Annotated in this window: 25 protein-coding genes and 1 pseudogene; 13 read left to right on the top strand and 13 right to left on the bottom strand. The window is 68.6% G+C overall.

Annotation, left to right across the window (positions count from 1 at the left end; all coding sequences use genetic code 11):
• Positions 1-44: 44 nt before the first annotated feature.
• Positions 45-1733 (top strand): TadE/TadG family type IV pilus assembly protein, encoded by a 1689-nt coding sequence (locus AC1DMQ_RS16505; RefSeq protein ID WP_477034636.1) that lies wholly within the window; start codon positions 45-47, stop codon positions 1731-1733.
• Positions 1734-1850: 117 nt separating this feature from the next.
• Here AC1DMQ_RS16505 and AC1DMQ_RS16500 read toward each other — a convergent pair whose 3' ends face one another.
• Positions 1851-2786, bottom strand: a complete 936-nt coding sequence (locus tag AC1DMQ_RS16500; protein WP_477034635.1) for an isopenicillin N synthase family dioxygenase — start codon at positions 2784-2786, stop codon at positions 1851-1853.
• Between the two features lie 197 nt (positions 2787-2983).
• Here AC1DMQ_RS16500 and AC1DMQ_RS16495 point away from each other — a divergent pair, with 197 nt between their 5' ends.
• Positions 2984-3661, top strand: a complete 678-nt coding sequence (locus AC1DMQ_RS16495; protein WP_477034634.1) for a YiaD family glycine zipper/OmpA-like lipoprotein — start codon at positions 2984-2986, stop codon at positions 3659-3661.
• Between the two features lie 100 nt (positions 3662-3761).
• Here AC1DMQ_RS16495 and AC1DMQ_RS16490 read toward each other — a convergent pair whose 3' ends face one another.
• The 4 genes and pseudogenes from AC1DMQ_RS16490 to AC1DMQ_RS16475 form a co-directional block, all read right to left on the bottom strand.
• Complete coding sequence (locus AC1DMQ_RS16490; protein WP_477034633.1) at positions 3762-4100, bottom strand: DUF6559 family protein; 339 nt, start codon at positions 4098-4100, stop codon at positions 3762-3764.
• Positions 4101-4167: 67 nt separating this feature from the next.
• Positions 4168-5718: pseudogene (locus AC1DMQ_RS16485) on the bottom strand (YifB family Mg chelatase-like AAA ATPase).
• A gap of 129 nt (positions 5719-5847) precedes the next feature.
• Positions 5848-6795 (bottom strand): glutathione synthase, encoded by a 948-nt coding sequence (gene gshB, locus AC1DMQ_RS16480; RefSeq protein ID WP_477034632.1) that lies wholly within the window; start codon positions 6793-6795, stop codon positions 5848-5850.
• Positions 6796-6905: 110 nt separating this feature from the next.
• The gene (locus tag AC1DMQ_RS16475; protein WP_477034631.1) at positions 6906-7478 is read right to left on the bottom strand and encodes a DUF308 domain-containing protein; all 573 of its coding nucleotides are present in this window, start codon (positions 7476-7478) and stop codon (positions 6906-6908) included.
• Positions 7479-7635: 157 nt separating this feature from the next.
• Between AC1DMQ_RS16475 and AC1DMQ_RS16470 the strand changes: the two genes are divergently transcribed.
• Positions 7636-8097 carry a MarR family winged helix-turn-helix transcriptional regulator gene (locus AC1DMQ_RS16470; protein ID WP_477034630.1) on the top strand — a complete coding sequence of 154 codons (462 nt, stop codon included), beginning with the start codon at positions 7636-7638 and terminating at the stop codon, positions 8095-8097.
• A gap of 91 nt (positions 8098-8188) precedes the next feature.
• On the opposite strand, the gene AC1DMQ_RS16465 is transcribed toward AC1DMQ_RS16470, so the two are convergent.
• The 5 genes from AC1DMQ_RS16465 to rdgB form a co-directional block, all read right to left on the bottom strand.
• Positions 8189-9004 carry a SirB1 family protein gene (locus tag AC1DMQ_RS16465; protein ID WP_477034629.1) on the bottom strand — a complete coding sequence of 272 codons (816 nt, stop codon included), beginning with the start codon at positions 9002-9004 and terminating at the stop codon, positions 8189-8191.
• A complete protein-coding gene (locus AC1DMQ_RS16460) occupies positions 9001-9396 on the bottom strand; it encodes a YraN family protein (protein ID WP_477034628.1) in 396 nt (131 codons plus the stop codon). The genes AC1DMQ_RS16465 and AC1DMQ_RS16460 overlap by 4 nt, the downstream gene beginning before the upstream one ends.
• On the bottom strand, positions 9393-10262 hold the full coding sequence (gene rsmI / locus AC1DMQ_RS16455; protein ID WP_477034627.1) for a 16S rRNA (cytidine(1402)-2'-O)-methyltransferase: 870 nt from the start codon (positions 10260-10262) through the stop codon (positions 9393-9395). The genes AC1DMQ_RS16460 and rsmI overlap by 4 nt, the downstream gene beginning before the upstream one ends.
• A 68-nt stretch (positions 10263-10330) precedes the next feature.
• Entirely contained in the window at positions 10331-11473 is a 1143-nt protein-coding gene (gene hemW, locus AC1DMQ_RS16450; RefSeq protein ID WP_477034646.1) for a radical SAM family heme chaperone HemW, read from the bottom strand.
• A gap of 13 nt (positions 11474-11486) precedes the next feature.
• Positions 11487-12092, bottom strand: coding sequence for an RdgB/HAM1 family non-canonical purine NTP pyrophosphatase (gene rdgB / locus AC1DMQ_RS16445; RefSeq protein WP_477034626.1), 606 nt, complete (start codon positions 12090-12092; stop codon positions 11487-11489).
• 27 nt (positions 12093-12119) lie between these two features.
• Between rdgB and AC1DMQ_RS16440 the strand changes: the two genes are divergently transcribed.
• The 3 genes from AC1DMQ_RS16440 to AC1DMQ_RS16430 all read left to right on the top strand — a co-directional run bounded on the left by AC1DMQ_RS16440 (position 12120) and on the right by AC1DMQ_RS16430 (position 13851).
• Positions 12120-12722: a glutathione S-transferase N-terminal domain-containing protein gene (locus tag AC1DMQ_RS16440; protein ID WP_477034625.1), complete on the top strand. Its 603-nt coding sequence runs from the start codon at positions 12120-12122 to the stop codon at positions 12720-12722.
• Between the two features lie 339 nt (positions 12723-13061).
• Positions 13062-13598 carry a DUF2975 domain-containing protein gene (locus AC1DMQ_RS16435; protein ID WP_477034624.1) on the top strand — a complete coding sequence of 179 codons (537 nt, stop codon included), beginning with the start codon at positions 13062-13064 and terminating at the stop codon, positions 13596-13598.
• Between the two features lie 22 nt (positions 13599-13620).
• The gene (locus AC1DMQ_RS16430; protein WP_477034623.1) at positions 13621-13851 is read left to right on the top strand and encodes a helix-turn-helix domain-containing protein; all 231 of its coding nucleotides are present in this window, start codon (positions 13621-13623) and stop codon (positions 13849-13851) included.
• A gap of 170 nt (positions 13852-14021) precedes the next feature.
• On the opposite strand, the gene rph is transcribed toward AC1DMQ_RS16430, so the two are convergent.
• Positions 14022-14744 (bottom strand): ribonuclease PH, encoded by a 723-nt coding sequence (gene rph / locus AC1DMQ_RS16425; RefSeq protein WP_477034622.1) that lies wholly within the window; start codon positions 14742-14744, stop codon positions 14022-14024.
• A 122-nt stretch (positions 14745-14866) separates the two neighbouring features.
• On the opposite strand from rph, the gene hrcA reads away from it, so the two are divergent.
• Together hrcA and grpE are read left to right on the top strand one after the other, a co-directional pair.
• Positions 14867-15943: a heat-inducible transcriptional repressor HrcA gene (gene hrcA / locus AC1DMQ_RS16420; protein ID WP_477034621.1), complete on the top strand. Its 1077-nt coding sequence runs from the start codon at positions 14867-14869 to the stop codon at positions 15941-15943.
• Between the two features lie 10 nt (positions 15944-15953).
• On the top strand, positions 15954-16571 hold the full coding sequence (grpE, locus tag AC1DMQ_RS16415; RefSeq protein WP_477034620.1) for a nucleotide exchange factor GrpE: 618 nt from the start codon (positions 15954-15956) through the stop codon (positions 16569-16571).
• Between the two features lie 45 nt (positions 16572-16616).
• Here grpE and AC1DMQ_RS16410 read toward each other — a convergent pair whose 3' ends face one another.
• Complete coding sequence (locus AC1DMQ_RS16410) at positions 16617-17099, bottom strand: low molecular weight protein-tyrosine-phosphatase (protein WP_477034619.1); 483 nt, start codon at positions 17097-17099, stop codon at positions 16617-16619.
• 97 nt (positions 17100-17196) lie between these two features.
• Here AC1DMQ_RS16410 and msrA point away from each other — a divergent pair, with 97 nt between their 5' ends.
• The 3 genes from msrA to AC1DMQ_RS16395 all read left to right on the top strand — a co-directional run bounded on the left by msrA (position 17197) and on the right by AC1DMQ_RS16395 (position 19768).
• Entirely contained in the window at positions 17197-17715 is a 519-nt protein-coding gene (gene msrA / locus AC1DMQ_RS16405) for a peptide-methionine (S)-S-oxide reductase MsrA (protein WP_477034618.1), read from the top strand.
• Positions 17716-17875: 160 nt separating this feature from the next.
• Positions 17876-18994, top strand: coding sequence for a DNA polymerase III subunit beta (gene dnaN, locus AC1DMQ_RS16400; RefSeq protein WP_056444050.1), 1119 nt, complete (start codon positions 17876-17878; stop codon positions 18992-18994).
• Positions 18995-19078: 84 nt separating this feature from the next.
• A complete protein-coding gene (locus AC1DMQ_RS16395) occupies positions 19079-19768 on the top strand; it encodes a hypothetical protein (RefSeq protein ID WP_477034617.1) in 690 nt (229 codons plus the stop codon).
• Between the two features lie 42 nt (positions 19769-19810).
• Here the strand turns inward: AC1DMQ_RS16395 and AC1DMQ_RS16390 are convergent, their stop codons facing one another.
• Positions 19811-19939: a hypothetical protein gene (locus AC1DMQ_RS16390; protein ID WP_477034616.1), complete on the bottom strand. Its 129-nt coding sequence runs from the start codon at positions 19937-19939 to the stop codon at positions 19811-19813.
• A 161-nt stretch (positions 19940-20100) separates the two neighbouring features.
• Here AC1DMQ_RS16390 and AC1DMQ_RS16385 point away from each other — a divergent pair, with 161 nt between their 5' ends.
• Together AC1DMQ_RS16385 and AC1DMQ_RS16380 are read left to right on the top strand one after the other, a co-directional pair.
• Positions 20101-20475: a VOC family protein gene (locus tag AC1DMQ_RS16385; RefSeq protein WP_477034615.1), complete on the top strand. Its 375-nt coding sequence runs from the start codon at positions 20101-20103 to the stop codon at positions 20473-20475.
• Positions 20476-20555: 80 nt separating this feature from the next.
• Positions 20556-21305, top strand: coding sequence for an SDR family NAD(P)-dependent oxidoreductase (locus tag AC1DMQ_RS16380; protein ID WP_477034614.1), 750 nt, complete (start codon positions 20556-20558; stop codon positions 21303-21305).
• Positions 21306-21324 lie beyond the last annotated feature (19 nt).

Here is a 21324-nt window from a genome sequence, read left to right as displayed (position 1 = left end):
TCCTTGGCGATAATGCCCGATCTCTGGGGAGTCGGGCCTTGCTCATGACCATGTGGAAACGCCTTGCGGCGCGGCTGGTGACGCGTTTGGGCGCCGATGAGCGCGGGGCCATCGCCGTGCAGTTCGCGCTGCTGCTGATCCCCATCGCCATCCTGACGTTCGGCCTGATCGACCTGAGCCGCACCAGCGTCCAGAAGCGTCAGCTGCAGGACGCCCTGGACGCCGCGACCCTGATGGCCGCCCGCTCGACCGCGACCAACAACGATGACCTGACCACCATCGGCCTGGCCGCCATGCAGGCCGAGATGACCGGCCTGGGCGTGCCCCTGACCAAGGACAATGTCGACTTCACGCTGGGCGCCAACAACACGGTGGTCGGCTCGGTCAAGAACGTCACGATCAAGCCGATCATCGCCAACCTCTGGAGCAGCGGCGACACCCACGTCTCGGCCGGCTCCACCGTGATGCGCTCGGTGAACAAGCTGGAAGTGGCCCTGGTGCTCGACAACACCGGCTCGATGGGCAGCACCCTGAACTCGGGGACCAAGAAGATCGACGCCCTGATCAACGCCTCCAAGTCGCTGGTCGACGTCCTGGCCTCGGCCGCGGCCCGGGCCAGCGAGACCGACGCGGTGAAGATCAGCGTCGTGCCGTTCTCGATGACCGTGAACATCGGCTCGACCTACCAGAGCCAGACCACTTGGCTGGCCGGCAAGATGCCGACCACCGGCTACGGCACGGACGTGTTCGCCACCAACCAGAACCGCTTCACCCTGCTGTCGAACCTGGGCCTGACCTGGGCCGGATGCGTCGAAAGCCGTCCCTCGCCCTATGACGTCACCGACGATGCGCCCGCCACCACGATCCCCGCCTCGATGTTCGTGCCGTTCTTCGCGCCGGACGAGCCCGACGACAACACCGTCGGCGTCGCCCAGTCCAGCACGACGCGCTATCGCGACAACCGGGTCGTGAACAATCCCGGCAACCCGATCGTCAACAACTGGCTGCCGGACGGCGTCTCGCCCAGCGGCACCCTGACGACAGCCTGGGCCACGCGCTCGACGCCGACCGCCAAGTACGGCGCGAGCAACAAGAACAATGTCATCAGCCCGGCCAAGACCGGCACCGCCTACGGCCCCAACGCCGGCTGCGGCCTGACCCCCCTGAAGCGCCTGACCAATGTCCGCACCACCACCGAGCGGGACGCGGTGAAGGCCAAGCTCGGCCAGATGATCGCCGACGGCAACACCAACGTCGCCATGGGCCTGGCCTGGGGCTGGCACACCCTGTCGAAGAACGCGCCGTTCGCCGACGGCGTCGATCCGGCCACCGCCAACGGCAAGAAGACCACCAAGGTGATCGTGCTGCTGACCGACGGCGACAACACCAACGACGTCACCAACAACCCCAACAAGTCGATCTATACGGGCTACGGCTACATCGCCCAGGGCCGCCTGAAGAACGCCTACGGCACGTCCCTGACGGCCAGTTCCTCGGCGACCGACCGCCGCGACGCGATCGACAGCCGCGAAAAGCTGCTGTGCCAGAACGCCAAGGACAAGGGCGTGGTGATCTACGCCATCGGGGTGGGCGTCTCGGACCACTCCAGGACCATCCTGCAGCAGTGCGCCACCAAGCTGGACATGTATTACGACGTGACCAGCGCCGACCAGCTGACCTCGGTGTTCAACACCATCGCCGGCTCGATCCAGAACCTGCGGATCACGAAATAGAAAAGGCCCGGAGCGCTGCTCCGGGCCTTTTCATTTCTACTTTCTCCTTGGCCGCACCTCGCCGCTGGCTCGTCCCGGGACTGATGGAGGATCCGGGAGCGCGGCGGGCTGTGTTCCCTAGGCCAGCTTGATCTCGCGCAGGCGCTGCTGGAGGAAGGCGTCGGCGGTGATCGGCTCGGGGTAGCGGTCCGGGTTCTCTTCCGTGATGCAGCTGGGCAGGGTCTTGATCAGATAGTCCGACGCGAAGTGCAGGAAGAACGGCGTCGAATAGCGCGGCACGCCGCGACGTTCCGGCGGCGGATTGACCACCCGGTGGATCGTCGAGGGCAGGACGTGGTTGGTCAGGCGCTCCAGCATGTCGCCGATGTTGCAGACCACGCAGCCGGGCGGCGGGTTGATCGGCAGCCAGTCGCCGTTGCGGTCCAGCAGCTCCAGCCCGCCCTCTTCCGCGCCCATCAGCAGGGTGATGGTGTTGATGTCGCCGTGGGCCCCGGCCCGCACGCCGGTGGCGTCCTTGGGGATCGGCGGATAGTGCAGCAGGCGCAGCACGCTGTTGCCGTCCTTGACCGTCGGGTCGAAGAAATCGCGACCCAGGTTCAGATAGGTGGCGATGGCCTTCAGCACCCGCACGCCCAGGCTGTCGAGCGCGCCGTACAGCCAGCCGACATTGTGGTGGAAGCTGGGGATCTCGGCCGGCCAGACATTGTCGGCCATGTTGGCGCGGAACGGGTGGCCCGGCGGCAGGTCGCGGCCGACGTGCCAGAATTCCTTCAGGTCGTAATGGGTCGCGCCCTTGGCGGTCTCGATGCCGAACGGGATGTAGCCGCGCGAGCCGCCCGACGATCCGGCGTACTGCTTCTTGGTCTCCTCGGGCAGGGCGAAGAAGGCCTTGGCGTCGGCGATGGCGGCGTCGATGCGGGCCTGGGCCATGTCATGGTCCGAGATCACCGCGAAGCCGTAGCGCTGGAACGACGCGCCCAGCTCCTGGGCGAACCTGTCGAAATCCTTCGAATACAGGGTGAACGAGACGGGTTCGATGGCGGATGCGGACACGGGCGTGGGCCTCGATATTAGTAAGACGGGACTTACTACACCGACAGCGGGCCGGCGCGAAGTCCCCGTTCATGCGGGGGTCATGTGCGATACTGGAACTTGACCATTGGCGAGGCGTTCTGCCTCGCAATGGTTCAAGACGCCAAGGATCACGGGCCATAGCCTGGGATCAAGGCCGCAAGAGGGAAACTACCGTGATGATGAAGAAGACCGCCCCGTGGATCGCCCTCCTGGGCGCCGCGACCCTGGCCTCCGCCTGCACCACGACCGATCCCTATACCGGCATGCCCGTGCGCAACAACACCGGCACCGGCGCCCTGACCGGCGCGGGCGTCGGCGCTGTGCTAGGCTATCTGACCAACACCAACAAGGGCGAGCAGGGCCGCAAGAACGCCCTGATCGGGGCCGGCATCGGCGCCCTGGCCGGCGGCGCCGTCGGCAACTACATGGACCGCCAGCAGGCCGACTTCCGCCGCAGCCTGGAAGGCTCGGGCGTGATGATCCGCCGCAACGGCGACCAGATCGTGCTGGTCATGCCCAGCGACGTGACCTTCGCGGTCGACAAGTCCGAGGTCCAGCCCAACTTCACCCGCGTGCTCGACGACGTGGCCCGCACGCTGAACGCCTATCCGCAGACCACGATCGACGTGGTCGGCCACGCCGACTCCAGCGGCCCGGACGACTACAACCAGACCCTGTCCGAGCGCCGCGCCAGTTCGGTGGCCGGCTATCTGACCGGTCCCGGCAAGGTGATCGCCGACCGGGTCTTCGTGGCCGGCCAGGGCGAGCGCCAGCCGATCGCCACCAACGACACCGCCGAAGGCCGCGCCCAGAACCGCCGGGTCGAGATCATCCTGCGACCGCTGACGAAGTAGAGGTTCTGCAGGGGGCTGGTGGCTTACCCACTTGCCCCCTTCAGACCTTCGGCCATCTCCCCCTAGAGGGGAGGGTTCAGCGAGGAATGTCGGCCTGACCTCAGTAGAAACCGCTGTTGGCGGCGCCTTCATTGGTCATCGGATCGTGAGTGTATGGGCTGCCCGAACCTGGAACATGGCGGAAGAACAGGGCGCGCGCTTCGTCATAGGTCATGTTCGCGTCGTCGCCGGCATGGACCTGGAAATCCTCGCGGCCAAGGAACGCCGCATAGGCCGTCAGCGCGTAGGGCCCTTCGAGCTTCAGGTTCCTCAGCACCCGGCCGATCTGACCGACCGTATAGAACTTCGAGCCGCCCCAGCCGACCGCCAGAGCCGGAGGCACACGTCGAGCCAAGCGGCGCACCGCACGGTCGCGCTTGAACCTGTCCAGCCACCCCATCGTCGTACTCCCGTGGTTCCGCGACCTTAGCACGGAGCGGGAGGCGCTCTCCACGCTGGAAGACCCCTCAAAACGCCGCCTCCCCAGCCGCCGCGCCCATCGCGTTCGTCCGCCGATGCGCCAGCGCCTCCGCCACGTGCACCCGCCGAACGCTCGCCGCGCCCTCCAGGTCGGCGATCGTACGCGCCAGGCGCAGGACCCTCGTCCAGCCTCGGGCGCTGATCTGGCCGGCCTCGGCGGCGCGGGCCAGCAAGGTCCGTCCGGCCTCGTCGAGATCGACGATCTTCTCCAGGAAGCGTCCCTCGGCGCGGCCGTTGAGCGCCTCGGCCCCGATCGGCGCGCCATCGATCGTTTCGGCCCGTTCCTGCTGCAGCCGCCGGGCCCGGGCCACCCGGGCGGCGACCTCGGCCGTGCCCTCGGACGGCGGGGGCAAGGACAGGTCGGCGGCGGTGACGGCGGGCATGTCGACGGCCAGGTCGATACGGTCCATCAGCGGCCCGCTGACCCGGCCCTGATAGTCGCGAATGCAGCGTGGGGCCTTGCCGCACGCCCCGCGCCCGGCCCCGCCGTGACCACAGCGACAGGGGTTCATGGCCGCCACCAGCTGTACGCGGGCCGGATAGCGGACGTGGGCGTTGGCCCGGGCCACCATCACCTCACCGGTCTCCAGCGGCCCGCGCAGGCTGTCCAGCGCCTGGACCCCGAACTCGGGCAGCTCGTCCAGGAACAGCACGCCGTTGTGGGCCAGCGACACCTCGCCCGGCTTGGCCTTCAGCCCTCCGCCGGTCAGGGCCGCCATCGAGGCGCTGTGGTGCGGGGCGCGATAGGGCCGGGCCCGGGTCAGGGCGCCCTTGGCGATCAGCCCCGCCACCGAATGGACCATCTAGGTCTCCAGCAGTTCGTGCGAGCTCAAGGGGGGCAAGAGCCCCGGCAGGCGCTGGGCCAGCATCGACTTGCCCGATCCGGGCGGGCCGCAGAACAGCAGGTTGTGCGAGCCGGCGGCGGCGATCTCCAGGGCCCGCTTGGCCTGCTCCTGGCCCTTGACGTCGCGCAGGTCCTTGAACGCCTCGCCCTCGATCACCGGACCCGGCAGGGGCGCCGACAGGATCTGACCGCCTCGGAAGTGATTGATCAGCGCCACCAGCGAGCGTGGGGCCAGGATCCGCGTACCGCCGGCCCAGGCCGCCTCGGGCCCACTGGCCTCGGGACAAATCAAGCCCAGGTCCATGGCCCCGGCCGCCATGGCGGCGGGCAGCGCCCCGGCGGTCGGCACGATCCGTCCGTCCAAGGATAGTTCCCCCATCGCCGCCCAGCCGTCGAGCGCGTCGATCGGGATCACGCCCATCGCGGCCATCACGGCCAGGGCGATGGGCAGATCGTAGTGGCTGCCCTCCTTGCGCATGTCGGCCGGGGCCAGATTGGCGACGATGCGCTTGGGCGGCAGGGCCAGGCCCATGCCTGCGAATGCTCCGCGCACCCGCTCCTTGCTCTCGGCCACGGCCTTGTCGCCCAGGCCGACGATGACCATGACCTTATCGCCGCCCGTCAGCTGGACCTCGACGTCGACGCGCCGCGCCTCCACGCCCTCGAACGCCACCGTGACGACCTTTGCGGCCATTGGGATTCCGCCCTCTTGCCCACCGATTTATCCACAAGCCAAGCATGGCCGTTGGAGCGGAGCAAGAACGAAAAACGAACGTTTCAGGAAAGTGTGACGATTCAGTCGTCTAGAAGTAGTTCCTAATCCTCAGGTGGAGCTGAGCTCGGCGATCCGATCCCAGAGGATCGCGGCGGCGTCGGCGCCGCCGAACCGCTTGAGCTGCTGGGCCCCGGTGGGCGAGGTGACGTTGATCTCGGTCAGGTACTCTCCGATCACGTCGATGCCGACGAACAGCAGCCCGCGCTTCTTCAGTTCCGGGCCGATGATCGCGCAGAGCTCCAGGTCGCGCGCGGTCAGGTCCACGGCTTCGGCGCGGCCGCCCACGCGGAGGTTGGAGCGGACCTGGCCGGCGGCCGGCACGCGGTTGACCGCGCCCACCGGCTCGCCGTGGACCAGCAGGATGCGCTTGTCGCCCTTGCTCACGGCCGGGACGAATTTCTGGGCGATCACCTGCTCTCGGCCGATCATGGCGTGCAGTTCCAGCAGGGCGTCGAGGTTGGGGTCGTCGGCTAGCAGCCGCGCCACGCCCGAACCGCCGCCGCCGTACAGGGGCTTCAGCACGATGTCGCCGTGCCGGGCGCGGAAGTCGTAGATCGCCTCGTGGTCGCTGGTGATCAGGGTCGGCGGCTGGACGCCCGGGAAGTCGGTGACGAACAGCTTCTCGGGCGCGTTGCGCACCTCGGCCGGATTGTTCACGACCAAGGTATGGGGGTGGACCTTCTCAAGGAAGTGCGTGGCGGTGATGTAGGCCATGTCGAACGGCGGATCCTGGCGCATCAGCACCACGTCGACGTCGTCCTTCATGTCCAGCAGCACGGTCTCGCCGAGCTGGGCGTGCTCGCCCTGCACCTTGGTCAGCACCAGCGGCTGGGCGCGGGCGAACACCCGGCCGTCCTCCATCGACAGCTTGTCGGGCGTGTAGAACCACAGCTTGTGGCCGCGCGCCTGGGCCTCCCACATCATCAGGAAGGTGGTGTCGTTCTCGATGTTGATCCCTTGGACGGGATCCATCTGGACGGCGACTCTCAGCGACATAACGGCTCCGGATCAAGCTTTGGCGGCGCGGGAGACCCCCGCGCCGCGACTGCCTAGTTAAGGCGGCCCGGCCCCGAATGCGAGGGCCGACCGCGATCCAGGCGTGGGGTTCAGGCGGTTTCGGCGCGCCGGCGGGTCTTCACGGCCAGCAGGATCCCCGAGACCAGGAAGTAGAAGGCCCCGAACGCCGCATAGGGCGCGACGACGGTGATGACCGAGGCGACGGGTCCGGCGGCGCTCTTGATGAAGAACCCGCCCGCCAGGGCCGACTGGGCGCCGCTCAGCACCATCGCCCACTGGGCGCCGTAGGTCCGCCAGCGGCGCACGCCGACGACCAGTTGCAGCACGCCCGCCAGGAACGCCCAGGCGCCGAACAGTACCAGCACCAGGCGCATGTCGATCTGGAGGGCGACCAGCACCGCCAACGCGATGGCGGTGCTGACGGCGGTGTTGAGGGCCTGAGGGGCGTTGGCGCGGAAGCCGCCGTTGGCCAGGGCGTCCCGCGCGTTGGCGAACGCGTCCCAGGCCGGATAGATCACCAGCAGAACGCCCGCGAGAACGGGATTGGACCGAGCGATCGTAAAGGCGAGCGCGACCCAAACGGCCGCCACGCCGGCGCGAAGGAAATAGTAGCGCACGAGCGCGTCGGCGCCGGTGCGCGAGAGCGGGATGTCGTTGGCCATGGGGGCCTCCATCGGAACGGAACAGTTTGGAAAATGTCACGACATTTAATGTCGCGACATGTGATATGATCTAACCGGCCGCCCGAACCCCTGTCGAGTCATTATTTGTCACGACATATATTTTTGCGCTAAGGCGGACCGTTCCGAGGAGCCCTCCATGCCAGACCCCGCTCGCACCCTCACGCTCGACGACCAGCTGTGTTTTTCGCTGTACGGGGCGAGCCTGGCGATCAATCGCGCCTACAAGCCGCTGCTCGACGCCCTGGAGATCACCTACCCGCAGTACCTGGTGCTGAGCGCGCTCTGGGAGGTCGACGGCCAGAGCGTCGGCGCGATCGCCGAGCGCCTGGGCCTGGATTCCAGCAACGTCACGCCGCTGGTCAAGCGCATGGAGGCCGCCGGCCTGCTCTCACGGGAGCGTAATCCCGCCGATGAGCGTCAGGTCGTCGTCAGCCTGACCGATCACGGCCGCGACATGCAGGCCCGCAGCGCGTGCCTGGGCCAGACGCTGTTCGAGTCGGCCGACATGAGCGTCGAGCGACTGATCCAGCTGAACAAGGACGTGCAGGCCTTCCGCGACTCGGTCGCGCGGTTCGTGGTCTCGCGGCCCCAGCACTGAGGTCGAGGACATGCCCTTGTGGCGTGTCCCCGTTTCCGGACACGGCGCTTGTCGCTGGGGACACGCCGCCAGGGCATGTCCCCGACCGCGGCTAGTTCAGCCGCATGCGCATCCGCTCGCGCGCCGCCCGGGCCGCGATGGCCGCGCCGCCGTCCAGAACCTGGGCGCGGGACAGGGCCTGCAGGGCCCCGGCCAGGGCGCCCTGACCCTCGCGGGCGGCGGCGACGTCCAGCCAGGGATGGTGGTCGGTGGGGTCGAGCAGGGCGCGGCGCAGGGCCGAGCGTTCGGCCCGGGCCCAGTCGCGGGCCTGCTGAGCGCGGGCGAAGATGTTGTTCTGCAGACGGATCAACACGGCCCGATCGCTGATCGGGCTCATCAGCACGTCCAGCTTGGCGGCGACGTCGGGCATCAGGCCGGTGCGCAGGGCCCGGCGCGACAGCTCGGACGGCAGCACGACCCGCCCCTCGCTGAACGGGTCCAGGGCCAGCGGCCCCTCCTCGGTCTCGATGCGCAGCAGGAAGTGGCCCGGAAAGTCGACGCCGTGCAGCTCCAGGCCGCAGGCTCGGCCGGCGTGCAGGTAGAACACCCCCAGCGTCACCGGCAGGCCCTTGCGCCGCTCGGCCACGGCGACCACGTCGGCGTTGTCGGGGTGGTCGTAGGTGATCAGGTCGCCCGACAGCCGCAGGTCGCCGGCCATGGTCTCGGCCAGGGCCTCCTCGGGCGACTCGCCCTTCAACCGCTCGGTCAGGCGGTCGATCGAGGCCTTGGCCATGTCGAGAACGGGAGCCAGGTCGCGGTCCGGATCGTCGTGGACGGCGCAGGCCAGGGCGGCCTCGAACAGCGGGAAAGCCTTGTCCGAACGCTCGCCGGCGTCGGTCAGCAGGACTTCGGCCTCTTCCCGCGTCATTGACCGTCCACCCACGCGTTGAGGACATGGCGCGGACGGCGGCCGGGCGCGAGGGCGATCAGGTCCAGGCGGACCGAGGCGTCGCGCAGGCCGGCGCGGTGGGCGGCGATGTGCGCGCCGGCGCGACGCAGACGGGCCCGCTGCTCGTAGGTCACCGCTTCCAGCGCCGCCTCCAGACTGGTCCTGCTCTTGACTTCAACAACGGCCAGCACGCCGCCACGTTGCGCCAGCAGGTCGATCTCGCCCAGCGGGGTGGCCAGGCGGAAGCCGAGAATCCGATAGCCCTTGGCCATCAGCCACAGGGCCGCGACCACCTCGGCGCGACGACCCGACAGCCGCGCGGCGGCGCCCCGCGCCTGTCTTTCGGGACGGACAGGACGGACGACGCTCATCCGGCCTCCTTCATCGCCAAGGCTTGGCGGTAGAGGTCCTTGCGCGACAGCCCCAGGGCCTTGGCGACCTCGGAGGCGGCCTCGCCCAGCGGCAGGCGGGCCATGGCTTCGCGCAGCGCGGTCTCGGCGTCGGCGGCCGTGGCGACCTCGTCCTCGCCGGGGCCGACCAGGATGACGATCTCGCCCTTCGGCGCTTCAAAACGGGGATCGGCCGCCAGTTCGTCCAGCCGCCCGCGGATGCATGTCTCGTAGAGCTTGGTCAGCTCGCGGGCCACGGCCCCGGGGCGCGGACCGAACACGGCGGCCATGTCGGCCAGGCTGTCGGCCACCCGCGAGGCGCCCTCGTAGAAGATCAGCGTGGCGCGGACATTGGCCAGGTCCTCGAAGAACGTCTTGCGCGCGGCGGTCTTGGTCGGCGGGAAACCGGCGAACAGGAAGCGGTCGGTGGGCAGGCCGGCCAGGGTCAGGGCCGCCAGGGCCGCCGAGGCGCCAGGGATCGGGAACACCTGGTGGCCGGCCGCGATCGCCGCCTGGGCCAGGCGCAGGCCGGGATCGGAGACCATCGGGGTGCCGGCGTCCGAGACCAGGGCGACCCGCTCGCCGGCCTCCAGCCGTTCCAGGATGCGCGGCGTCTCGCGATCGGCGACGTGCTCGTCATAGCGCTGCAGCCGCTTGGAGATGGCGTAGGCGGCCAGCAGCTTTCCCGACACCCGGGTGTCCTCGGCCAGCAGGACGTCGCACGCGTTCAGCACGTCCAAGGCCCGCAAGGTGATGTCGCGCAGGTTCCCGATCGGCGTCGCCACCAGATACAGCCCCGCCGCCAGCGGCGCGTCGGACAGGGCGGGCGGGGCAAGCTGGCGGCTCAAGGGCGAACTTTCCGACACGAACTGGGGCGCCGACGACGCGGTTACGCAAGACTGTGCCGACAGGACTATCAGGTCGCGAGCGTTCCTGTCAGCCGGTCCAGTACAAGACGACCGGACCGGGTGGCGCGAAGCCGGATCCTATCGTCGACGAGAAGATCTGCTTCGACCAGATCTTTCACCTTGGGCGTGTCCGGCGACAAGCCCAGGGCGGCGATCTCGGCGAAGGTAACGCCGTCGTCGATGCGCAGGCCCAGCAGCAGGCGCTCCTCGGCCGCCTCCAGGGCGGTGAGGGCTTCGCGCTCGAAGCCGACCTGGGTCTCGGCGACCGCGCGGATGTAGTCGGCGATCTTGCGCTGGGCGGTCGTGGCGAGCTTTCCATCCGCGAGCGTGAGGCGGCCATGAGCCCCCGGACCGACGCCGACATAGTCGTGGCCGCGCCAGTAGACGAGGTTGTGGCGCGAGCGCGCGGCCTGGCCCCGGGCGTGATTGGAGACCTCGTAGGCGTCGAAGCCGGCGGCCTCCAGCACGCTCTGTGTCGTCTCGAACAGGGCGGCGGCCAAGTCCTCGTCCGGCACGACCAGCTTGCCGCGGCCGACGGCGCGGTCGAAGGCGGTGCCGTGCTCGATGGTCAGCTGGTAGGGCGAGACGTGCTCGGGTCCGTAGGCCAGAAGTTCGGACAGCTCCCGCGTCCAGGCCTCCACCGTCTGGCCGGGCACGGCGTAGATCAGGTCGGCCGACAGGCGCGGGAAGGCCTTGGCCGCCACGGCGATCGCCCGTCGGGCCGAGCCGGCGTCGTGGTTGCGGCCCAGCAGCGCCAGGGCCTCATCGTTCAGCGCCTGGACGCCCAGCGACAGCCGCGCCACGCCCGCCGCCGCCAGGGCTTCGAAGCGGTCGGTCTCGGCGTCGGTGGGATTGGCCTCGAGGCTGATCTCCAGGTCGTCGGCCGGCGTCCACAGCGCCTTGGCGGTCTCGATCACCCGGGCGACCTGGGCGGGGTCCATCAGCGAGGGCGTGCCGCCGCCGAAGAAGATCGACAGCAGCCGACGCGGTCCGGTCAGGTCGCGCTGGGCCTTCAGGTCGGCGACGATCGCGTCGGCCAGGGCGGTCTGTTCGTCGGTCCGCCCCCGATCGCGCACGACGTTGAAGTCGCAATAGGGGCAGATCTTGGCGCAGTAGGGCCAATGGACGTAGACGCCGAGCGGCGCCCCCAACGCGGGTTGGGCGTCACTCAAACAGCGCCGCCTTCAACTTCTCGAAAGCCACGGCGCGGTGGCTCATGGCGTCCTTGGCGGCCGGCTCCATCTCGCCGAACGTCTGATCGTAGCCGTTGGGGATGAAGATCGGATCGTAGCCGAAGCCCCGGTCGCCGCGCGGCGGGAAGGTCAGGGTCCCGTGGACCTCGCCCTGCACCACCACCGCCGGCCCGCCGTTCGGCCAGGCCACGGCCAGGGCGCAGGTGAACCAGGCGGAGCGATCCTGCGAGCCCGTCTCCTCGATCCGCTCGGCCACCTTGTCCATGGCCACGGCGAAATCCTTGGTCGGACCGGCCCAGCGCGCCGAATAGATGCCAGGCGCGCCTTCCAGCGCCGCGACCGACACGCCCGAATCGTCCGCCAGGGCGATCTGGCCCGACAGGTCGGCGGCATGGCGGGCCTTGAGCAGGGCGTTGCCGACGAAGGTGGTCTCGGTCTCGTCCGGTTCGGGCAGGCCCAGGGCGCCGGCGGCCAGCACCTCGAAGCGCCCGTCGAGCAGCGCGGCCAATTCCTTGGCCTTGCCGGGGTTGTGCGTCGCCGCGACCAGCTTAAGACCAGCTTCCAGCTTCAGCGTCATCGCGCGGCTCCTTTCCGGGACAAGATCATGCAGCTTCTCTACTCCCCCATGTCGCCCTTCGCCCGCAAGGTTCGCGTGGTCGCGTTCGAGCTGGGCCTGGCCGACCGGGTGGAGCTGGTGATCGCCAGTCCCTACACCGACGAGAGCCTGCGGGCGATCAATCCTCTGTCGAAGATCCCGATCCTGATCCCGGACGCCGATGAAGGCGGGGGCACGCCGATCTTCGACTCGCCGGTGATCTGCGACTATCTGGAAGCCCTGGCCGGCAGGACCCTGACCCCCGCCGCCGGTCCGGAGCGCTGGGCCGCCCTGACCCGGCAGGCCATGGCCGACGGCATGGGCGACGCGGCCCTGGCCATCGTCCGCGAAAGGCTGCGCGACGCCCCGCACCGCCAGGACCTGTTCGACCGCCAGACCGCGGCGCTGGCCGCCGCCCTCGACCTTCTGGAGGCCGAGACCCCGCCCGCCGATCGCTTCGAGATCGGCGAGATCGCGGTCGCCGCCCAGTTGGCCTATCTGGACATTCGCCAAGTTCTGGACTGGCGCGAGGGCCGTCCGAACCTCGCCGCATGGTTCGAAACCGCCAGCCGCCGGAGCTCGATGGTGGCTACGGCGCCACACCTCGCATAATCCGTTCGATGAGCGCGATCATTACAGAGGTTTAATATCGTTTATCGATAAGCGACATTGGCGCTGGTGGAATCGCTCCTTATGTTCGCGCCATGGGAGACACGCCATGTCGGCGCGGTCCCGCACCCGACCCGAAGGCCCGCCAATGTCCGCCGCCAGACTGTTCCGCATCGTCGACGTCGTCGCCACCCGCCTGGCCACGCTGACGCTGATCGCCGGTCTGCCGCTCGCCGCCGTGACCTTCGCGATCAAGACGTTCTGACCCGAGGTCCAGCTCGCCTTTGACCCGCCCCGATCCGCCGGGGCATGGTCGGCGTTTCTGCGTGAGGGGATGAGCGGATGCGCGCCTTGGGGCCTGGCTCGGTATCGAGTTTCCTGAAGATCATTCTCGACGTGATCTATGTGGGTCTGTGGGTCTGGGTCAGCCTGTTGGCGATCTTCACGGTCGCCGTGCTGCTGCTCAGCTTCAATCCCGAATTGATCACTTCAAGACTGCATATCGGCGGCTCGCTCGACGAGCTAGTCAACAAGGGCGTTCAGCGCGCCGGCGCCATGGGGGCGTGGGCGCTGCTTTCGGGAGGCTGGATGGTGATCGTCGAGCGCCTGCGGCGGGTGTTCGCCACCCTGACCGCCGGCGATCCGTTCCATCCGGACAATGTCCGCCGCCTGCGGGTGGTGGGCCTGGTCCTGGCCGCTCTCGAGATCGGCAACTACATCTTCGCCGGCTTGGCCAAGTGGCTGGCGCCGGACATCACCAGTTTCTCCGAGCGCTCGTTCAGCTTGAGCGCCTGGTTTCCGGTCCTGGTGGTGTTCGTCCTGGCCGAGGTCTTCCGCGAGGGCGCCCGCCTTCGACGGGAAGCCGAACTGACAATCTGACTCCGCGGAGACGAAGAACCCCATGGCCATCCGCGTGCAACTGGACCGCATCCTCCTGGAAAGACGGATGTCGCTGACCGAGCTGTCGGACCGGGTCGGCGTGACCATCGCCAACCTGTCGATCCTCAAGACCGGCAAGGCCCGCGCCGTGCGCTTCACCACCCTGGACGCCCTGTGCCGCGAACTGAACTGCCAGCCGGGGGATTTGATGACGTACGAGCCGGGCCCGGGCGACGCGCACGAAGAGGACTGAGATCCTTCTCCCCTTGCGGGAGAAGGTGTCGGCGAAGCCGACGGATGATGGTCTCTCGAACGCAAAACGCCGCGACCGGCCCAACGGCTGTCGCGGCGTTTCTGTTCTTCAACGCCTCACCCGACCGCCTTCGGAGGCCACCCTCTCCCGCAAGGGGAGAGGGATTTCGATTACTTAGCCGCCGAAACCGCTTCGCGCTGCTTCACGAACAGCTCGCCGATGCCCTTTTCCGCCAGGGCGAACAGGGCGTCGAACTCGGCGCGGGTGAAGCCGCGCTTTTCGCCCGTGGCCTGGACCTCGACGATGTCGCCGGTGTCGGTCAGCACGAAGTTGCTGTCGGCCTCGGCGCTGGAGTCTTCCTCGTAGTCGAGGTCGAGCACCGGGGTGTCCTTGAACACGCCGCAGGAGATGGCCGCGACCTGGCCCAGGATCGGGTCGGTCTTCAGCACGCCTTCCTCGATCAGGTAGTTGACCGCGATGCGCAGGGCGACCCAGGCGCCGGTGATGGCGGCGGTGCGGGTGCCGCCGTCGGCCTGGATGACGTCGCAGTCCAGGCTGATCTGGCGTTCGCCCAGGGCCTTCATGTCGACGACGGCGCGCAGGGAGCGGCCGATCAGGCGCTGGATTTCCTGGGTGCGGCCGCTCTGCTTGCCCTGGGCGGCCTCACGCCGGCCGCGGGTGTGGGTGGCGCGGGGCAGCATGCCGTACTCGGCCGTGACCCAGCCGGCGCCCTTGTTGCGCATCCAGCCCGGGACGCTTTCCTCGACCGTGGCGGTGACCAGCACCTTGGTGTGGCCGAAGCTGACCAGGCACGAGCCCTCGGCATAGCGGTTGACGCCGGTTTCCAGCGTGACTTCGCGCGTTTGGTCTGGGGCGCGTTCGGACGGACGCATGGGAAACTCCGGGGCTTTGCGTGATAGGATGGGGCCGCTTATCCTAGTTAAGACGGTCGTCCAATCCCGTCGAAACCCGAGGGGACCTCCCCCGGGACCCTGGCGGCGCGTTCGAAGGCTACATGACACAGCTCTTTTCGGGGTTTTCCGCTCAGACTCCCAGCCTCACGGACCTGGACGCCCGCGCCCGCGACATCTTCCGGCGAGTCGTGGAATCCTATCTGGAGACCGGCGAACCCGTCGGTTCGCGGACCATTTCGCGCGGCGGGGTGCAGTTGTCGCCAGCCTCGATCCGCAACACCATGCAGGACTTGGCCCAGTTGGGCCTGCTGGACGCCCCCCACACCAGCGCCGGCCGCATTCCGACGCACGCGGGCCTGCGGATGTTCGTCGACGGCCTGCTGGAGGTGGGCGACATCGGCGAGGAGGAGCGGCGGATGATCGAGTCGCGCCTGTTCGCCCACGGCCGCTCGTTCGAGGAAGCCATGGGCGAGGCCAGCGCCATCCTGTCGGGCCTGGCCGGCGGGGCCGGCGTGGTGGTCGCCCCGGTCCGCGAGGGCGGGGTCAAGCATGTGGAGTTCGTGGCCCTGGGCGCCGACCAGGCCTTGGCGATCATGGTGTTCGACGACGGCACGGTGGAGAACCGGCTGATGAAGCGCGCGGCCGGCGTCACCCCAGCCTCGCTGCAGGAGGCCTCCAACTTCCTCAACGCCCGCCTGCGCGGCCGCACCCTGAACGAGACCAAGCTCGAGATGGCCGCCGAGCTGGACACCGCCCGGCGTGAACTGGACGCCGCGGCGGCGCGTTTGGTCGAGGACGGCCTGGCCGCCTGGAGCGGCGGCGACGACCCCGACCGCGCCCTGATCGTCCGCGGCCGGGCCAATCTGCTGGCCGACGCCAGCGCCCGGGAGGACCTGGAGCGCGTGCGGCGGCTGTTCGACGATCTGGAGCAGAAGGGCCAACTGATCGGCCTGCTGGACGACGTCCGCACCGCCGAGGGCGTGCGCATTTTCATCGGGGCCGAAACGCGACTCTTTTCGCTTTCGGGTTCCTCCCTGATCGCGGCGCCCTATATGACGGGCCGACAGAAGGTGTTGGGGGCGATCGGCGTGATCGGCCCCACCCGCTTAAACTATGCCCGGGTGATCCCGCTGGTGGACTATACCGCCCGCGTGCTCGGCCGGATGATGGACGGATAAGGACTGAGAGATGACCGACGAACAAACGCCGGCCGAAGACGTGGCCTTCGAGGCCGACGACGCGTCGCAGGAAATCGAGGCGCTGAAGCTGGAAGTGGCGGCCCTGAAGGATCAGGCGCTGCGCTACGCGGCCGACGTCGAGAACACCAAGCGCCGGGCCGAGCGCGAGATGAACGACGCCCGCGCCTATGCGATCCAGAAGTTCGCCCGCGACCTGCTGGGCGTGGCCGACAACCTGTCGCGCGCCACGGCCCTGAGCCCGCGCGACTCGCAGGATCCGGCGGTGACCAACTACATCATCGGCGTCGAGATGACCGAGAAGGAGCTGCTGGGCGCCTTCGAACGCAACGGCCTGAAGAAGATCGACCCGACCAAGGGCGAGAAGTTTGACCCCCATCTGCACCAGGCGGTGATGGAGCAGCCCTCGGACGAAGTCGCCGCGGGCGGCGTCATCCAGGTGCTGCAGGCCGGCTACGAGCTGATGGGCCGCCTGGTCCGTCCGGCCATGGTCGCCGTGGCCGCCAAGGGCTCGAAGGGCCCGGACTCGCCGGCCGAACCGACGGCGGGCGCCAATCCGTACGCCGGCAACGGCGCGGATACGGGCGGGACGTTCGACACCAAGGCCTGACCTTGAATATCCGCTCATCCCGGCGAAGGCTGGGATGAGCGGGATTTAGGATTGGGCCTCGATCCGATCCGCCAGCCCCTTCGCCCCCGCCACGGCGTCGGCCCACGTGATGTCGAAGTCCGCGTCGTCGCCGTAGTACGGGTCGGCCACCGACTTGCCTTGTCGACCCTCGACCACGTCCAGCAACAGCAGCAGCTCCGCCGTCGCATCGGATGGCCGGATCCGCTTGAGGTCCGCGAGATTGTCGCGGTCCAGCGCGACGACGTGGGTGAAGCGACGGAAATCTTCCGGCTTCACCTGACGTCCGCGATAGCCGCCGATGTCGATCCCTTGCCGCAGCGCCACCGCCTGGGCCCGGCGGTCCGGCGGGTGGCCGACGTGCCAGCCGCCCGTGCCAGCCGAATCGATCTCGACCTCCAGGCCCCGACGCTCGGCCTCCGCGCGGAAGGCGGCCTCGGCGAGGGGCGAGCGACAGATGTTGCCCAGGCAGACGAACAGGACAGAGGGCAGGACGGCGGCGCGCTTCACGGATGAGCCCTCAACAACGGGCCGCGCCGCTTGCGCGCGACCCCGACAGGGCCAACATGTAGCCTCGCCCATTCCCCTGACGAAAGGCCGTCTTCCCATGACCACCCAAACCGCGATCCTCGCCGGCGGCTGCTTCTGGGGCGTCCAGGACCTGCTGCGCCGCTATCCGGGCGTGCTGAAGACCCGCGTCGGCTATTCCGGCGGCGACGTGCCCAACGCCACCTATCGCAACCACGGGACCCACGCCGAGGCGATCGAGATCATCTTCGACCCCGCCGTGATCAGCTACCGCCAGATCCTGGAGTTCTTCTTCCAGATCCACGATCCGACCACCCTGAACCGCCAGGGCAACGACCTGGGTCTCAGCTACCGCTCGGCGATCTTCTATGCCGACGACGAGCAGAAGCGGGTCGCCGAGGAGACCATCGAGGACGTCGACGCCTCCGGCCTGTGGCCGGGCAAGGTGGTGACCGAACTCGCGCCTGCCGGCCCGTTCTGGGAGGCCGAACCCGAGCATCAGGACTATCTGGAGCGGATCCCCAACGGCTACACCTGCCACTTCATCCGCCCGGGCTGGAAGCTGCCGACCAAGGCCGAACGCGCCGCCGCCAGCTGAAGACTTTCCGACCGTCGCGCTATCGCCGAGCCTGGGTGCGCATTTCGCCGCACCCAGGCCTTCCCCCGGTCGCGGTTTGCGCTAATGTCGCAAGTCCATTCATGACGGGGCCACGGGGGGATTCTCTCTGTCGGCGGCGACCCCGAACCTGGACCGAGATATGAAGCTTACCATCGAGCGGGCGGCGCTGCTGAAGGCGCTGGGTCACGTGCAGAGCGTCGTCGAGCGCCGCAACACCATCCCGATCCTGTCGAACATCCTGCTGTCGGCCGATCGCGACACCCTGTCGTTCTCGGCCACCGACCTGGACATGGAGATCATCGACGAGGGCCTGGCCCAGATCGACGGGCCCGGCCAGATCACCGCTCCGGCCCACACGCTATATGAAATCGTCCGCAAGCTGCCCGACGGCTCTGACGTTTCGCTCAGCTTCAGCGGCGACGATCCCCGCCTGGTGATCCAGGCCGGCCGCTCGCGCTTCAACCTGCCGGTGCTGCCGGCCGGCGACTTCCCGGTGATGAGCAGCGACGGCCTGTCGGGTCGGATCTCGGTCGACACCAACGACCTGATGCGGCTGATCGACAAGACCCGCTTCGCGATCTCGACCGAAGAGACCCGCTACTACCTGAACGGCCTGTACCTCCACACCGTCAACGACGGCGGCGTGACCAAGCTGCGCGCCGTGGCCACCGACGGCCACCGCCTGGCCCTGGCCGAGATGGACGCGCCGGAAGGCTCGGCCGGCCTGCCCGGCGTGATCGTGCCCCGCAAGACCATCCAGGAGGCCCGCCGCCTGATGGAATCGGCCGGCGAGCAGGTCGACCTGCAGATCAGCGCCCAGAAGATCCGCTTCGAGTTCGGCCGCGCGGCCCTGACCTCCAAGGTCATCGATGGCGCCTTCCCGGACTATCTGCGCGTCATACCGCGCGACAACGCCAAGATCCTGACGCTGGACAACGACCTGTTCGCCAAGGCCGTCGACCGGGTGGCCACCATCTCGGCCGAGAAGAGCCGCTCGGTGAAGCTGGCCGTCGAGCCGGGCCGCATCACCCTGACCGTGCGCAACATGGAAGCCGGCCAGGCCGTCGAAGAGGTCGAGGTCGACTACGACGGCGAAGCCTTCGAGATCGGCTTCAACGCCCGCTACCTGCTGGACGTCTGCGGCCAGATCGGCGGCCCGATCGCCGAGTTCCGCTTCGCCGACCCGGCCTCGCCCACCCTGGTGGTCGACCCAACCGATCCGGGCGTCAAATACGTGCTGATGCCGCTGCGGGTGTAGGGATCGCGCATGAAGAACGGGTCGCGACCTCAAGGTCGAACGTTCTTCAGGCACACCCTTCTAGAGCTCGAGTTTCACGGGCGGATGGCGTTCGCCGGTCCTGAGCGACGCGAGGAACTGGCCCAAGCCCTGCGAATGGCGCGGTTCAATCGCGGGATCGAGCAATGGACCGGGCGACGCGAAGAGGCCGCCGCGCCGCTGCGTTCGGCCCTCGAGCGACGCCCGCTGTCTTCGTTCCCTCACGTGGTCGACGCGCTTTGGGGGCACTATCAAGAGTTCGCGCCGGGCCTCAGGCTCGACGATCGCCCGCCTCCGCCCAGCGTCCTGCGCGCTCGCGAGGCCTACGCGCTGGCCCAACGCGGAAAGCTGGACGCGGCGCTGAGAAAGCTGGACACGCTGATCGCCGGGCTGAAACACGACGCCGACGCGGCCAGATATCCCACGACCCTGGCCAATGTCTGCATGTTCGCCGGCGCCGTTGGCTACTGCGTTTGCGACGAGACCTCCGGCGCGTACTACGCGATGGCCTGCGAGGCCGAGCCTGATCACAAGCTGGCTCTGCTGGTGCTGGGCGCCGTATTGCTGCGTCTGGGAAGGCGCGACGAAGCCCGGATAACCTGGGGCCGCGCCCTGCAAGTCGAGCAGGCGCGCTTCGCCGAGGCCGACCGGAACTATGGCGGAAGCGGCTACCCTGGTCATCGAGAGTCGATGGAAGGCGCCAGTCAGGCGCTCAAGACCATGGAGGCCATGGTCTTGAGTCTCGACGCCCCGTGACGACGGCCGCGGCCTAGGTCGAAGCGCCGCTCTCCAGAGGCGTCACGCGATGCCGAGGGCTCTCACGGCCACCCAGAGGACGCCGCAGACGACGGCCCAGCCGATGGCGATGCCGAGTTCCGGATTGGTCTGCCACCATTGGCGCTGAGCGCCCAAAGTCTTGAGTCGCATGTGCCCCCTCCCCAGGGTTTTTGTTACCGCTATTCACCACCGAAGCGCGGCGAGGCGCAAGCAACCTGCGGTGTCACAGGGTCGTCACGATCGCCCGCCGACCTTGCCCGCCTCCGAACCCGTGCTAGCCTCCGTTTCATAAGAAAACGGGAGGAATGCGCATGGCGAGGGTCAGCTATATGACCGTGGGGTCCAACAAGCTGGAGGCGGCCAAGGTCTTCTACGACGCCCTGCTGGGATCGATCGGCATGAAGGGGGTCTACGAGCACCCCTCGGGCGGACGGCTCTATCGCGGCAAGGGCACGGGACTGTTCGGGGTGCTGGGCCCCTATGACGGCGAGGCCGCCTGCGTCGGCAACGGCATGATGGGCGGCTTCGACTTCGAGAGCCGCGAGGAGGTCGACGCCTTCCACGCCAGGGCCATCGAACTGGGCGGCCGCTGCGAGGGCGCGCCGGGCGAGCGGATGCCGGGGGCCTATTTCGCCTATTTCCGCGATCTGGATGGCAACAAGCTGTGCGGCTACAAGTTCGGCTGACCGGCGGCTTGATGCGGGCCTTGGCCTGAGACCCTATATCCTCGCCGGACGCCGTCCGGCGCCGGCGAGGAGATCCCCCAATGAGCATGGATTTGAGCGGCCGCGTGGCTCTGGTCACCGGCGCGTCTTCGGGCTTCGGCGAGGCCGTGGCCCTGGGGCTGGCCAAGGCCGGCGCCAAGGTCGCCCTGGCCGCCCGCCGCGAGGACCGCCTGCGCGACCTGGCCGCGAGGATCCAGGCCGAGGGCGGCGAGGCGGTCGTCATCGTCGCCGACTTCACCAAGGAGGCAGAGGCCCAGCGGGCGGTCCGCGAGACCGAGGCCGCGTTCGGCCGCCTCGACATCCTGATCAACAACGCCGGCGTCATGTACCTGGAGCCGGTGGCCACCGCCGACCTCTCGCGCTGGCGCTCGATGATCGAGCTGAACCTGCTGGGCCTGATCGCCGCCACCCAGGCCGCCCTGCCCGGCATGACCGCCCGCAAGGACGGCCACATCGTCAACATCGCCTCGACCGCCGCCCACGTCGCCAACCCGATGGCGGCGGCCTATTCGGCGACCAAGTTCGGCGTGGCGGGCTTCTCGGAATCGCTGCGCAAGGAGGTCCACAAGGACAACATCCGGGTCAGCGTCATCTCGCCCGGCATGGCCGCCACCGAGCTGCGCGACCACATCGCCGTCGAGGCCGTCCAGAACGCCGTCAATTCCGCCGCCGACGCCATGCGCCAGCTGACCGCCGAGGACGTGGCCGACGCCATCCTCTACGCCGTCTCGCGCCCGCCGCACGTGATGATCAACGAGATCCTGATGCGGTCCACGGATCAGGAGCGGTAGGCGGATTTAGACCTGCGGC

It is taken from the genome of Caulobacter sp. 05L422 (assembly GCF_056397765.1).
Note: the sequence above shows the minus strand (reverse complement) of the source record. Positions and strands in the feature narration are given on the sequence as shown.